The sequence below is a fragment of the Sphingomonas sp. MMS24-J45 genome (assembly GCF_044881195.1).
In the GTDB taxonomy this organism is placed as follows: Bacteria; Pseudomonadota; Alphaproteobacteria; order Sphingomonadales; family Sphingomonadaceae; genus Sphingomonas.
In genome coordinates, this window is sequence record NZ_CP173255.1 from 1,822,315 (window position 1) to 1,835,612 (window position 13,298).

The window sequence follows — 13,298 nt, forward strand, 5'->3', positions numbered from 1 at the left end:
CGGCTGAAAGCCTGCGATCGATACCCGGTATCGCTCTATCCTGATCTGTCGATGAGATCCGGGCAGGGCCACCGCTTCACCGGGGTGCGGGGCCAATTGCGAAGGCGGCCAGTTAGCGGGGTGGACGGTCTGAGTCAAGCTTCGGGGCGGCAAGCTTGGAGGTGGGCAGCAGCGGGCGCAGGCGCGGCATCACGACCGTGCGAATGATGAAGTCGGACCCTTCCCGCGTCGGATGCTGGGTGTCGTCCTGCAACATCGCCCCGCCCTTCAGCCGCGCGAGGCATTGCTCGCCGCGGCACAGCGCATCGGCGAGCGAGATGACCGTCGCATCGGCGCCGCGCATCTGGCGCTGGAACGCGGCGTCCTGCGTCCTGAAGGTCCAGTCGATCGATCCGTCGGCAATCCACACCGGCCCGGCCGTCGCGCCGGTCCAGTGCCGGCGTACGATTACCCGCGACGGCGCGCTGGTCCACATGATGGCCGGGCCGAGGATGGCGACCCGCGCGACCCCCATGCGATGGAGTCGCCGGGTCAGCGTCGGCAGGTCATGCTCGTCCTGGTCCTTGCGCATTACGATCAGCACAAGCTGCGGCCGCAGCCGCGCGATCGCCGCCAGGGCATAGGCGTTCGCGCGACCGCACAGCGGGGTCGAAGAGGCCTGATCGGCCCCGGGCTTGCATCCTGCCGACGTCGCCCGATAGAGCGGAATTGCCGCCGGAATATATTTGCGCAGCGCAGGATAGAGCGCTCCCGCGTGGGAATCGCCCCACAGGAAGACGCCACCCGGCGGCCCCGCGGTACACGACTCCGGTATGTCCTCGCGGCCGGTACGGCGCAGCGTCTCAAGCCGGTCGCACACGCGCCAATAGGTCACATCCGGATCAAGGAAGACGTTGGCATTGCGTGCGACGAGATCGTCACGCGGCACCAGATCCGCGCTGCGCCCCGGCACCTTTCCCTGCAAGGCCAGGACCGCACCGGCCAGACCGAGGATCGCAACCACCGCGATGCCGACTGCTGCCGATGCGACACCCGGCCGGTTCAGCGCGCTGCGCAGGCGAATTTCCAGCAGGTGGTACGACACGATAGAGACCGGCACGAGCGCAACGAGCGTCACCACGCTTGGTAATATGGTGTCGGTCTGCGCCACGAAATACAGCCAGGTGAGCGCCGGCCAATGCCACATGTACAGAGAATAGGAGATTGCGCCGACGCCCTGCACCGCGCGCCCGCGCAGGATCGGCAGCGGCCGCGCGGCGTAAAGAACCGCAAGCGTGCCGAACGTGGGGAGCAAGGCCAGCCAGCCAGGCCAGAGCGCCTCGGGCTGGATCAGCATGATGCTCGCCGCGATCAGCCCGTGCCCAAGGATCGTCGCCGCAAGGGAAGCGCGACGCGACAGCGTTAAGGGGAAGAGCCACGCCAGCGCGCCCAGCAGCAACTCCCACAAGCGCGCCGGTAACAGGAAGAAGGCGATGTCGGGGCGCAGATAGGAGAAATAGAGCGAGACGATGAAGCCCGCGACGCAGCTTCCCAGCACGATGCCGTGGCGATGCTTCGGCAACCACCGCCACACGCCGAGCAGGAAGAGCGGGAAGAGCAGATAGAATTGCCATTCGACCGCCAGGCTCCAGGTGTGGAGCAGCCACTCGTCGTGCGCGTTCGGGCTGAAATAGCCGATGCGATGCCGCCAATAGAGCAGGTTCGAGACGAAGCCGAGGCTTGCCAGGATCTCGCGCGCCAGCGTCGCATATTCGCTGGGCAGCAGTACGCACCAGCCGAGCACCAGCAACGCCGCGCACACCGCCAGCAATACCGGCACGATCCGCGTGGCGCGCATCGCGTAAAAGCGCCGCAGCGAGAAGCGATCCTGGTCGAGCCCGGTGACGATGATCTGCGTCATCAGAAATCCCGACACGACGAAGAAGATATCGACTCCGACGAAGCCGCCGGGCACCGAGGTCGGGAAAAAATGCCCGCCGATCACCGCGGTCACGGCGATCGCGCGCAGCCCGGCGATGTCGGCGCGAAATGCGGTGCGCGCTGGTGCTGCGGTATCGCTCACGCAAAATCCCCCTGCGGAAAGCGCCTGCGCGGGCAAGCCGGTGTGAGTCAAGATTGCGCGGACGGTGTCAGATACGAGCGGGCTCTAGCTGGACAGGCAGGCCTTGCCTCGCCAAGACCGTCGCCATGAGCGATATTCTCACCGGCCCCGATTGCACGACCATGACGGAGGTCCGCGCCGGCGTCGATCAGGTCGACCGCGACCTTATCGCGCTGCTCGCCCGGCGCTTCCAGTATATGGACGCCGCCGCGCGGATCAAACCCGAACGCGGCGCGGTGCGCGACGAAGCGCGCAAGGCGCAGGTCATCGCCAACGCCTGCGCCGCTGCCCGTACGGCGGGCGTGCCCGAGGAGGCGGTCGCCGATCTGTGGGAGCGGCTGGTCGAGGCCTCGATCGCTTATGAACTGGCGGCGTTCGACCGGCGGTGACGGGGCGAGGCTAGGGCCGCCGCGGCGTCTTCCCCGAGAGCGCGCTCAACACGCCGCGCATTGTGCGGACTTCCTGCGATGACCAGCCCGGCTTGGTCAGCAGGGTGCGGAGCGTCCGGCGCGTGACGGGGGTGCGCGCAGGCGGGTAGAAGAAATCGGTCGCGACCAGCATCGCATCGAGCTGTGCGATCATCCCGTCGAGCTCTTCCTGGCTGGCGGGCGGGGGGAGTTCGGTCTCGGGCGGCTGCGCCAGCGCGACGCCCTTCGACCATTCATAGGCGACGAGGATAACGGCCTGCGCGAGGTTGAGCGAGCCGAATTCCGGGTTGATCGGCACGGTGATGATCGCGCGGGCCAGCGCAACATCATCGGTTTCAAGACCCGAGCGCTCGGGGCCGAACAGGATCGCGGAGCGGCCCGGCCCGGTGTGGATCGCGGTGGCGGCAGCCTCGGGCGTCACGACGGGCTTGGTCACGCCGCGCTTGCGTACCGTGGTCGCATAGACATGCGCACAATCGGCGACTGCCTCGGCGACGGTTTCAAAGACTTGCGCGCGTTCGAGCACCACGTCCGCACCCGAAGCGGCGGGCCCGGCGCTAGGGTTGGGCCAGCCGTCACGCGGCGCGACAAGGCGCAGCTCGACCAGCCCGAAATTGAGCATCGCCCGCGCCGCCTTGCCGATATTCTCGCCCAGTTGCGGGCGGACCAGGACGATGACGGGGGGCTGGGTGGCATTCTCACTGCCTTCCCCGTTCGTCCTGAGTAGGGGCTGAGCTTGTCGAAGACCCGTATCGAAGGATTTTCGCGCCAAGCGCTGGATTTCCGCCCAATTCGAGGAGATCAACGCTTCCTTTTTGGCGCGCGACCAGCCCTTGATCTGGTGCTCTGCCTCCAGCGCTTCGAGACGCGATAGAAAGTCCTGCGACCAGACAAGCTCGACTGGTCGCCGCCGCTGCGTGTAGCCGGGAATCTCGCCGCGATCATGCTGCCCGATACGCTGCTCCAGCGCTTCGGTATGGCCGACATAATAGCTGCCGTCGGCGCAGCGCAGCATATAGGCGTAAAAGCTCAAACCCCTGTCCTTCGATACGCGCCTTCGACTTCGCTCAGTCGCTACTCAGGACGAACGGAGGATAGAGGCAGCGTTGATGTGCGCGCCGCGTTTACCCGCCGCCGACCTCGTTGTGCGCGACTTCACTGACGGACCCGGCGAATTCCTCAAAATCCTTGGCTTCGGTGAAGTCCTTGTACACGCTGGCGAAGCGGATGTAGGCGACCGAATCGAGGCCCTTGAGGCCCTCCATCACCATTTCGCCGATCTTGCCCGAGCGGACTTCGCTTTCGCCTTGTGTTTCCAATTGGCGCTGGATGCCCGAGACGAGCTTTTCCAGCCGCACCGCATCGATCGGGCGCTTGCGCGCCGCGATCGAGACCGAGCGGAGCAGCTTTTCGCGGTCGAACGGTTCCCTTTTGTCTTCGCTTTTCAACACGGTCAGTTCGCGCAGCTGGATGCGTTCGAACGTGGTGAAGCGCGCGCCGCAGCCCTCGCACTGCCGTCGCCGCCGGATTGCCCCGGCGTCTTCGGTCGGCCGCGAATCCTTTACCTGACTGTCTTCATGGCCGCAAAAGGGACACCGCATCGGTTACTTGTTCATCTTTCGAAAAGCGGCATAGCCTGCGCCGACCAGCGCGCCGGTCAGGATCGAGAAAGGCAGCACGATCGCCGCGAGTGCGCCGACCGCGGCCCCGCCGACGAGCTTGTTGCCATTTTCGCCGCCGATCGCCTTCGACGTATAATCGACCGCGCTATCGAGCGCCTCGACCACGTCTTCGCCAACCGCGCGGACGGTTGCTTCGAAATCGATCTTCGGTTTGTCGCTACCTTGGTCGGTCATGTCATGCCTCCGGATAGATGGGGAAACGGTGACATAGCAGACTAACACGCTCACGTACAGCGGCTTCGACCTCGGGGTCGCCCTGCTCGCCCTTGGCGCGCAGGCCGTCGAGCACGTCGGCGACCATATGGCCGATTTCGCGGAACTCGGCAGGGCCGAAGCCGCGGGTCGTCCCGGCGGGCGTGCCAACGCGGATGCCGCTGGTCTTGGTCGGCGGCAGCGGATCGCCCGGGATGCCGTTCTTGTTGCAGGTGATCCCGGCGCGTTCCAGCGCTTCGTCGGCATCCTTGCCGGTCACGCCCAGCGGCGTCAGGTCGACCAGCGCGAGGTGCGTGTCGGTGCCGCCCGAGACGATGTTGCAGCCGCGCTCTTTCAGCGTTGCCGCCAGTACCTTGGCGTTTTCCATGACCGCGGCGATGTAGCTCTTGTAGCCCGGCTGGAGCGCCTCACCGAAGGCGACTGCCTTGGCCGCGATGACGTGCATCAGCGGGCCGCCCTGCAGGCCCGGGAACACCGCCGAATTGAGCTTCTTGCCGAGCGCTTCGTCGTCGCTGAGGATCATGCCGCCGCGCGGCCCGCGCAGCGTCTTGTGCGTCGTGGTCGTCGCGATGTGCGCGTGCGGGAAGGGCGAGGGGTGGAGCTTGGCCGCGACCAGCCCGGCGAAGTGCGCCATGTCGACCAGGAAATAGGCGCCGACCTCATCCGCGATCGCGCGGAACTTGGCGAAATCGATCTGGCGGGGATAGGCCGAGCCACCCGCGATGATTAGCTTGGGCTTATGCTCGCGCGCCAGCGACGCGACTTCCTCGAAATCAATCAGGTGGGTGACCGGATCGACGCCATATTGCACTGCGTTGAACCATTTGCCCGACATGGCCGCGCGGGCGCCGTGCGTCAGGTGGCCACCGGCGTCGAGGCTCATGCCCAGGATCGTCTCGCCCGGTTTGACCAGCGCCAGCATCACCGCGCCGTTCGCCTGCGCGCCCGAATGCGGCTGAACATTGGCATAGGCGCAGCCGAACAGTTCCTTGGCGCGGTCGATCGCCAACTGCTCGACCACGTCGGAGGGGTGGCACCCCTGATAGTAGCGCTTGCCGGGATAGCCCTCGGCATATTTGTTGGTGAAGACCGAACCCTGCGCCTCCAGCACCGCCTTCGACACGATGTTTTCCGACGCGATCAGCTCGATCTGCGTCTGTTCGCGCTGCAATTCCTGCGTCACGCCGCCGAACACGGCGGGGTCCGCCTCGGCCAGGCCGCGCGTGAAGAAACCGTCGGGCTGCAGATCGTGCAGCGTGGTCGGATTGGTGCTCATGCCGGTTCCTTCGCAAGCGGGAGAGGGGGCGTGCCGAGCTTTTCGACACGGGATTGGTGACGGCCGCCGGCGAAGGCGGTGGTCAGGAAAGCGGTGATGCAGGCCTTGGCCATGTCCTCGCCGGTCAGGCGTGCGCCGAGCGCCACGACATTGGCGTCATTATGTTCGCGCGCGAGCGCCGCCGAGAGCGGCTCCGACACGAGCGCGCAGCGCACCGCCGGGTTACGGTTGACCGCAATCGAAATGCCGATGCCCGATCCGCAAAGAGCGATGCCGCGCTCGGCCTCACCGTCTGCGACGGCCTCGGCCAGCTTGAACCCGAAATCGGGATAATCGACGCGCGCGTCGTTGTCGGGGCCGAGGTCTAGCACGTCATGCCCTTGCTCGGTCAGCCAGGCGGCAAGCGTCGCCTTCAGCGCGAACGCGGCATGATCGGAGGCGATGGCGATGCGCAAGGTCGGCGCGGTCCCAAATCGGTGAAGCGGATGCGCAGCCTTTAGCGGCGTCCCGACGGGAATGCCACACCCAAGCGTCGTGTCGTTGCGGTGCCGATGCGAAGCAGGCGATTGCCGTCGCGCCTGCGCCGCCGTAAGACCGATTCCGTGACGTCTTCTTCCCTCGACAGCGCGGCAGCACCCGACGCCGCCCGCGCGCGCCTGGTGGAAGCGCTGGTGCGCACCGGCGAAGAAGACCGTGCGGCGTTCCGCGATCTCTATACGCTGACGTCGGCGAAGCTTTTTGGCATTTGCTACCGTATCTGCGGCGAAAGGCAGGCAGCGGAAGACGTGTTGCACGACGTGTATCTGACGATCTGGAAACGCGCGGGGGCCTATGAACCCTCGCGGGCGAGCCCGATCACCTGGCTCGCCACGATCGCGCGCAACCGCGCGATCGATTGGCAGCGCGCGCAAAAAGTCCGCCGGACCGCGCCGATCGAGGATGCGCCCGAAATCGTCGATGCCGCACCGCTGGCCAGTGAGACGATGCTTGAGGACGAAGCGGCGCACCGCCTGCACGGGTGTCTCGATACGCTCGAGGAGCGGCAGCGCAGCGCGATCCGCACGGCGTTTTTCGACGGGGTGACCTATGCCGATCTGGCCGAGCGCCAGGCGGTGCCGCTGGGTACGATGAAAAGCTGGGTGCGGCGCGGCCTCGCCAAATTGAAGGAGTGTCTGGACGCGTGAGCGACCTGCCGCCCGTCGATCCGCCGCACGGCGAAGAAACCCCGGACATGGCGGCGGCGGAGCTTGCGCTCGGTCTCCTCGAAGGGGAGGAGCGCGCGGCCGCGATCCGGCGCGTGCTTGCCGAGCCGGGCTTTGCGCGTTCGGTGGAGCGCTGGCGCGATCATCTCGCGCAATTGTTCGATCTGTGGCCTGCGGTTGAGGCACCCGATCTGTTCGACCGGATCGAGCGTTCGCTAGATCGCGCGCCGGACGCGCCGGTCGCCGTGCTGACGCCGACGCCGCGACCGCCAAGCAAGCTATGGCCCGCGCTGGCGGGCGTATCGAGCCTTGTTGCGGCGGTGCTGCTGGTCGTTCTGATCGCGCGTCCGGTGCCCGTGCCACCCGCCCCGCAACCACGCCAAAGCGCGCCGGTGGTTACCGCCCCCGCTCCTACGCTGGTGGCCTCGATCGATCCGACCGAGGCGGGGAGCGCGCCCGCGACCGCGGTGTTCGATGCGCAGGCAGGCGCCATCCGCGTGACCCAGGCGAAGCTGGTCGCCGCCGATCGCAGTGCCGAACTGTGGGTGATTCCCGCTGACGGCACGCCGCATTCGCTTGGCGTGTTGCGCGAACGCGGCAGCACCGCGCTGACACTGTCGCCGGAAAATCGCGCGCGGATCGCTGCGGGCGCGGTGCTGGCGGTGACGGTCGAGCCGATCGGCGGATCGCCGACGGGCCTGCCGACCGGGCCGGTCGTCGCCAAGGGTGCGCTCGCGCCGGTTTAAGCGCCCCGTCGAACTTTGTTTCGGCGGAGGTGCATCCGCCGCGCTGCACTCTCCGTACCTGCCGCTGCGTCCGGTTCGGACGTATCAGCAGGAGACTTACCGTCATGATCCGCACTTTCCGTGCTTCGCTTCTTGCCGCCGCGCTCGTCGCCAGCGGCGCGTCGGTGGCCTATGCCAAGACCAGCAACCCGATGGTGGGCGGTGCCGCGATGTATCCGACCAAGACCATCGTCGAAAATGCCGTCAATTCTAAGGACCACACCACGCTCGTCGCCGCGGTCAAGGCCGCTGGCCTGGTGGAGACGCTGTCGGGCCCGGGGCCGTTCACCGTGTTCGCGCCGACCAATGCCGCCTTCGCCAAGCTGCCGGCCGGCACGGTCGAGACGCTGGTGAAGCCCGAGAACAAGGCGACGCTTACCACGATCCTGACCTATCACGTCGTCCCCGGCAACATCTCGGCTGCCCAGATCGCGGCATCCGCCAAGGCGCATGGCGGGGTTGCCAGCTACACCACCGTCCAGGGCGGCACGCTGACCTTCAAGAAGGGCATGAAGGGCTGGACCATTACCGATGCCAAGGGCAACACCGGCAAGATCACGATCGCCGATGTGCGCCAGTCGAACGGCGTGATTCACGTCATCGATACGGTGATGATGCCGTAATTTTTTGCGACCTTCGCATCCTTTGGGTGCGCGGTCGCGTATAAAGAAGTGTCCCTGTCCCAAGCAGGGGCCTGTACCCATTCGCCGGATCCCCTCCTTTGCGGCGAATGGTGGCGTAAACGGACCTGTCGGCGCCCCCTTTTGCCGGCAGGTCCTTTTCTTTCGCAACGATCTCGTCATGGAAGCGTCACCGGATCGTCGTAGCGCGTCGGCCTGTCCCGACGCCCGACGGGACATCCGGCTGGAGAGACACGCCATGGCCAACGCCATTCGATCGTTGAAGAACCGCATCGGCCAGGACGGCCGCGACGCCAAGAACGATGCGGTGCGTAGCGCAGTGCATCAGCACAAGCATCTGTCGAAGCAGGGCATCTTGGAGCGCGCCTTCACCTTCGCGTTTCGCGGCCTCGTTTACGCGCAGATCTGGGAAGATCCGGCGGTCGACATGGAGGCGCTGGCGATCACGCCCGACAGCCATGTCGTCACGATCGCCTCGGGCGGGTGCAACATGATGTCGTACCTGACCGCGAACCCGCGCGCGATCACCGCGGTCGATCTCAACACCGCGCATATCGCGCTTAACAAGTTGAAGCTGGTCGCGGCGCGGCATTTGCCCGATTATGCCGCCTTCCACCGCTTCTTCGCGCAGGCCAACAGCCGCCAGAACGTCGCCGCCTATCGCACCTATATTCGCCCGCACCTGGATGAAGCGACGCTGGCGTATTGGGAAGGCCGCGACATGATCGGGCGGCGGCGGATCGGCGGGTTTGCGCGCAACGTCTACAAGCGCGGGCTGCTCGGGAATTTCATTGGAGTCGCGCATTTGCTCGCGCGGCTGAACGGGGTGAACCCCAAGGTGTTGCTGAGCGCGCAATCGGTCGAGGAACAGCGCGCGATTTTCGACCGCGACTTCGCGCCCTTCTTCGACAAGGGCTTCATCAAATGGATCACCGATCAGCCGGCCTCGCTGTTCGGCCTGGGCATCCCGCCCGCGCAATATGAAGCGCTGGCAGGCGACGAGAAGATGGCGGTCGTGCTGCGCGAACGGCTTGAGAAGCTTGCCTGCGATTTCGACATCAAGGACAATTATTTCGCCTGGCAGGCATTCGGACGCGGCTATGGCCAGGGTCCGTCGGCGCCGCTGCCGCCCTATCTGCAGCGCGCGCATTATGACGAGATCGTCGCGCGGGCCGAGCGGATCGAGGTGCGGCACACCAATTTCACCGATTATCTGCGCACCTGCGCCGATGCCTCGCGCGACCGCTACATCCTGCTCGATGCGCAGGATTGGATGACAGACGAACAATTGACCGATCTGTGGCGCGAAATCACCCGCACCGCCAAGCCCGGCGCGCGCGTTCTGTTCCGCACCGCAGGCGCTCCGACGATCCTGCCCGGCCGCGTGCCCGATGCGATCCTGGGGCAATGGGACTATCGCGCGGCGGAATCGCTCGATTATACCCGGCGCGATCGCTCCTCGATCTACGGCGGCGTGCATCTCTACGTTCTGCGGTGAGCAGTACCGTGATGGATAGCGCCCACGCGGGGCATATGGATGCGATCTATCGGACGCAGCGCCATTTCTATGACCTCACCCGCAAATATTATCTGCTCGGTCGCGACGCGCTGATCGCCGGGATCGCGCCGCCGGCCGGGGGTACCGTGCTGGAGATCGGGTGTGGCACCGGGCGCAATCTGATCGCGGCGGCGCGGGCGTGGCCGGACGCGCGCTTCTTCGGGATCGATATTTCGGAAGCGATGCTGGAAACCGCGAGGGCCAAGGTTGCAAAGGCCGGGCTGGCGGATCGGATCGTCCTGGCGCAGGGCGATGCGACGGCGTTCAATGCGCAGGCGCTGTTCGACGTGAGCGAGTTCGACCGGGTGTTCCAAAGCTATACGCTGTCGATGATCCCAGACTGGCGCGGGGCGATCCGCGAGGCGGCAGGGAAGCTGGCGCCGGGCGGGCGGCTCGACGTGGTCGATTTCGGGCAGCAGGAGCGTTTGCCGCGCGCGTTTCGTGCCGGGCTGTTCGCCTGGCTCGCCAAGTTCGACGTGGCCCCGCGCGCGACCCTTCAGCCCGCGTTGATCGAGGCGGCGTGCGAGGTCGGTGGCACCGCGCGCTTTGCGCCGCTCTATCGCGGCTATGCCTGGTCCGGCCTCATCGCGCGGGGACCGCAGGCATGAACCCGCCCTCGGTGCCGCGCTGGCTGGGGCTCGCCGGGCTGTTGCCGCAGCTTGCCGCGGTGGCGGTGGTATTCAGCGGCGATACCCCACTGCATTTCACCGCGCTGTCGATGGGTTATGCCTATGCTGCGCTGATCCTAAGTTTTCTGGGTGGGCTGTGGTGGGGCATCGCGGCCAGCCAGCAAAATCCGCCGGAGTGGCTGTGGGTTGCGGCGATAGCGCCATCGCTGATCGCGCTTGGGACGGCGGTGCCTTGGGCGACGGGGCAGCCGTGGCCGGGTCCGTCGCTGGTGATACTGGGGGGGCGCTGATCGCTGCGCTGGGCGTCGATCTCATGCTGGCGCGGCGCGGCATGGTGCCGCCGTGGTGGATGAGTTTGCGGCTGCCCTTGTCGTTCGGGCTGGGCGGGCTGACGCTAGCGCTCGCGTTCGTCTGAGTTTAGCGGCCGAAGATCAGCCACAGCACCAGAATCACTGGAAGTGGCACGCCGAGCATCCACAAAATACAGCCCTTGCCCATCGTTCGTCTCCCTAACGTGAAGAACGGTAACGAGAGGGACCGGGGGCGGTTCCCCGGCCGGACGGTCAGGCGGCCTTGCGCAGTTCCAGACGGCTCCAGATTTCGACCAAGGCGCTGGTCAGTTCGCGCATCATCGCTTCGTCATGCGCCGGGCCGGGGGTGAAGCGCAGGCGCTCGGTGCCGCGCGGCACGGTCGGATAATTGATCGGCTGCACGTACACGCCATACTCGGCGAGCAGCACGTCGCTGATCTTCTTGGCCTTGACCGGGTCGCCGACCATAAGTGGCACGATGTGCGTGGTCGAATCCATCACCGGCAGACCGGCTTCGGCGAACAGCGCCTTCAGCGTCGCGGCGGCGGCATGCTGGCCCTCGCGCTCGACCGAGGACGCCTTAAGGTGCCGTACGCTGGCCAGCGCACCGGCGACCAGAACCGGCGACAGCGAGGTGGTGAAGATGAAGCCCGGCGCATAGGAGCGGATCACGTCGACGATCGTCTGATCGGCGGTGATGTAGCCGCCCATCACGCCGAATGCCTTGCCCAGCGTGCCTTCGATAATGGTCAGCCGGTCGGCCACGCCGTCGCGATCCGAAATACCGCCGCCGCGCGCGCCGTACATGCCGACGGCATGGACTTCGTCGAGATAGGTCAGCGCGCTATATTTGTCCGCCAGGTCGCAGATTTCGGCGATCGGCGCGATGTCGCCGTCCATCGAATAGACGCTTTCGAAGGCGATCAGCTTGGGCGCGGTGGGATCGACCGAAGCGAGCAGTTCCTCGAGATGCGCCACGTCATTGTGGCGGAAGACGTGCCGTTCGCACCCCGAATTGCGGATGCCCGCGATCATCGAGGCGTGGTTCAGCTCGTCGGAAAAGATGATGCAGCCGGGCAAGATCTTCGCGAGCGTGGCGAGCGTCGCCTCGTTCGAGACATAGCCGCTGGTGAACAGCAGCGCCGCTTCCTTGCCGTGCAGATCGGCCAGTTCGGCCTCCAGATCGACATGGTAATGCGTGTTGCCGCCGATGTTGCGCGTGCCGCCCGAGCCTGCGCCGACATCGTGCAGCGCCTCCTCCATCGCCGCGATCACGCTCGGGTGTTGACCCATTGCGAGATAATCGTTCGAGCACCACACCGTGATCGGTTTGGGCCCGTTATGCCCGGCGAAACAGCGCGCGTTGGGGAACGCACCCTTGTTGCGGAGGATGTCGATGAACACGCGGTAGCGGCCCTCGACATGCAAGCGATCGATCGCTTGCGCAAAGATCCGCGAATAATCGACTCCGCGGGTGCCGGGTGAGTCTGCGTGCATGGCCGCGCTGTAGCGCCGATGGGGGCCGAGTTCCAGCGACTTTCCGTGCATCTCACTGATCGGTTTTTGCACTTACAGCGTTTCGATTTCGCTGAGGCCGAACCCCGCGAGGGTTGCCGCCAATGCGGGGTTTGCATCGGCCGATCCGGTGAAGACGGCACGGCCCTGCGCTGGTTGATCGGGCCAGTCCTGCCCATCGGTCAGGAAAGCGATGCGGCGCGCGATGCCGGCGCTGCCATCGACAAAAGTGATGGGATGTGGGGCCGCTGCGGCGAGTTCTTCGGCGACCAGCGGGAAATGCGTGCAGGCATTGACGATCGTGTCGATCTGCGCGCCGCCCTCCTGCCCGAACAGGTCGTCCAGGATTGCGGCGTAGCGCGCCGGATCGGTCGCGATCCCGTGCAACTTCGCCTCCGCCAATTCGACCAGCTCGGCCGATCCGTGGCGCAGTACGATGCAGTCCCCGGCGAAGCGCTGGGCGAGATCATCGACATAAGGCTGGCGGACGGTTGCCGGTGTGCCGAGCACGCCGATCACGCGAGTCTTGCTGACCAGTGCGGCGGGCTTGATCGCAGGGACCGTGCCGACCACCGGCACGTCGAGCGCACCGCGCACTGCAGCCAGCGCGATGGTGGAGGCGGTGTTGCACGCGATGACGATCAGGCGCGGGCGGTAGCGCTCGGCCAGCCGCCCGAGCAAGGCGGGCACGCGCGCGGCGATCTCGGCCTCGCTCTTCGTGCCATAGGGGAAGCCCGCCGAATCCGCGACATAGACGACCGGCATCTGTGGCAGCAGCGCGCGCGCGGCGGCGAGCACCGACAGCCCGCCCACCCCGGAATCAAAGAACAGAACGGGTCGATTATCCATGCCGCCGGGCATAGCGCGGTGGCGACGTTTGACAAAGGCGGGGCGGGCGGGGCCAGCGGGGCATTATCAAGCCTGTGGCGGGTGGGCGGCGCGCCATGCTAGGTTGTG

General features: G+C 66.2%; 16 protein-coding genes. 8 read left to right on the forward strand and 8 right to left on the reverse strand.

Translation table 11 applies throughout. The annotated features are described in order from the left end of the window. Window positions 1-112: 112 nt before the first annotated feature. Window positions 113-2,062, reverse strand: a complete 1,950-nt coding sequence (locus tag AB5I39_RS09120) for an acyltransferase family protein (RefSeq protein ID WP_404365543.1) — start codon at window positions 2,060-2,062, stop codon at window positions 113-115. A 125-nt stretch (window positions 2,063-2,187) separates the two neighbouring features. On the opposite strand from AB5I39_RS09120, the gene AB5I39_RS09125 reads away from it, so the two are divergent. Beyond that, window positions 2,188-2,490 carry a chorismate mutase gene (locus AB5I39_RS09125; protein WP_404365546.1) on the forward strand — a complete coding sequence of 101 codons (303 nt, stop codon included), beginning with the start codon at window positions 2,188-2,190 and terminating at the stop codon, window positions 2,488-2,490. Window positions 2,491-2,500: 10 nt separating this feature from the next. Here the strand turns inward: AB5I39_RS09125 and AB5I39_RS09130 are convergent, their stop codons facing one another. The 5 genes from AB5I39_RS09130 to rpiB all read right to left on the reverse strand — a co-directional run bounded on the left by AB5I39_RS09130 (window position 2,501) and on the right by rpiB (window position 6,155). Continuing rightward, a complete protein-coding gene (locus AB5I39_RS09130) occupies window positions 2,501-3,562 on the reverse strand; it encodes a TrmH family RNA methyltransferase (protein ID WP_404365548.1) in 1,062 nt (353 codons plus the stop codon). A 91-nt stretch (window positions 3,563-3,653) separates the two neighbouring features. Next, window positions 3,654-4,130 (reverse strand): transcriptional regulator NrdR, encoded by a 477-nt coding sequence (gene nrdR, locus AB5I39_RS09135; RefSeq protein WP_404365551.1) that lies wholly within the window; start codon window positions 4,128-4,130, stop codon window positions 3,654-3,656. Between the two features lie 3 nt (window positions 4,131-4,133). Next, the gene (locus AB5I39_RS09140; RefSeq protein ID WP_404365553.1) at window positions 4,134-4,385 is read right to left on the reverse strand and encodes a hypothetical protein; all 252 of its coding nucleotides are present in this window, start codon (window positions 4,383-4,385) and stop codon (window positions 4,134-4,136) included. A gap of 1 nt (window position 4,386) precedes the next feature. After that, window positions 4,387-5,700, reverse strand: coding sequence for a serine hydroxymethyltransferase (gene glyA / locus AB5I39_RS09145; protein ID WP_404365556.1), 1,314 nt, complete (start codon window positions 5,698-5,700; stop codon window positions 4,387-4,389). Next, the gene (gene rpiB, locus AB5I39_RS09150) at window positions 5,697-6,155 is read right to left on the reverse strand and encodes a ribose 5-phosphate isomerase B (protein WP_404365559.1); all 459 of its coding nucleotides are present in this window, start codon (window positions 6,153-6,155) and stop codon (window positions 5,697-5,699) included. Before rpiB ends, glyA begins: the two co-directional genes overlap by 4 nt. Window positions 6,156-6,302: 147 nt before the next feature. Between rpiB and AB5I39_RS09155 the strand changes: the two genes are divergently transcribed. The 7 genes from AB5I39_RS09155 to AB5I39_RS09185 all read left to right on the forward strand — a co-directional run bounded on the left by AB5I39_RS09155 (window position 6,303) and on the right by AB5I39_RS09185 (window position 10,930). Continuing rightward, window positions 6,303-6,884 carry a sigma-70 family RNA polymerase sigma factor gene (locus AB5I39_RS09155; RefSeq protein ID WP_404365562.1) on the forward strand — a complete coding sequence of 194 codons (582 nt, stop codon included), beginning with the start codon at window positions 6,303-6,305 and terminating at the stop codon, window positions 6,882-6,884. Beyond that, window positions 6,881-7,648: an anti-sigma factor domain-containing protein gene (locus AB5I39_RS09160; protein WP_404365564.1), complete on the forward strand. Its 768-nt coding sequence runs from the start codon at window positions 6,881-6,883 to the stop codon at window positions 7,646-7,648. The genes AB5I39_RS09155 and AB5I39_RS09160 overlap by 4 nt, the downstream gene beginning before the upstream one ends. A 104-nt stretch (window positions 7,649-7,752) precedes the next feature. Further along, entirely contained in the window at window positions 7,753-8,310 is a 558-nt protein-coding gene (locus AB5I39_RS09165; RefSeq protein WP_404365567.1) for a fasciclin domain-containing protein, read from the forward strand. 256 nt (window positions 8,311-8,566) lie between these two features. Then, window positions 8,567-9,826 (forward strand): DUF3419 family protein, encoded by a 1,260-nt coding sequence (locus AB5I39_RS09170; RefSeq protein WP_404365569.1) that lies wholly within the window; start codon window positions 8,567-8,569, stop codon window positions 9,824-9,826. 11 nt (window positions 9,827-9,837) lie between these two features. After that, window positions 9,838-10,494, forward strand: a complete 657-nt coding sequence (locus AB5I39_RS09175; RefSeq protein WP_404365571.1) for a class I SAM-dependent methyltransferase — start codon at window positions 9,838-9,840, stop codon at window positions 10,492-10,494. Continuing rightward, the gene (locus AB5I39_RS09180) at window positions 10,491-10,805 is read left to right on the forward strand and encodes a DUF3429 domain-containing protein (protein ID WP_404365573.1); all 315 of its coding nucleotides are present in this window, start codon (window positions 10,491-10,493) and stop codon (window positions 10,803-10,805) included. Before AB5I39_RS09175 ends, AB5I39_RS09180 begins: the two co-directional genes overlap by 4 nt. Beyond that, on the forward strand, window positions 10,766-10,930 hold the full coding sequence (locus AB5I39_RS09185; RefSeq protein WP_404365576.1) for a hypothetical protein: 165 nt from the start codon (window positions 10,766-10,768) through the stop codon (window positions 10,928-10,930). The genes AB5I39_RS09180 and AB5I39_RS09185 overlap by 40 nt, the downstream gene beginning before the upstream one ends. 148 nt (window positions 10,931-11,078) lie before the next feature. On the opposite strand, the gene hemA is transcribed toward AB5I39_RS09185, so the two are convergent. Together hemA and murI are read right to left on the reverse strand one after the other, a co-directional pair. Further along, entirely contained in the window at window positions 11,079-12,323 is a 1,245-nt protein-coding gene (gene hemA / locus AB5I39_RS09190; protein ID WP_404374092.1) for a 5-aminolevulinate synthase, read from the reverse strand. Between the two features lie 72 nt (window positions 12,324-12,395). Then, window positions 12,396-13,190, reverse strand: a complete 795-nt coding sequence (gene murI / locus AB5I39_RS09195) for a glutamate racemase (protein WP_404365579.1) — start codon at window positions 13,188-13,190, stop codon at window positions 12,396-12,398. Between the last annotated feature and the right edge of the window lie 108 nt (window positions 13,191-13,298).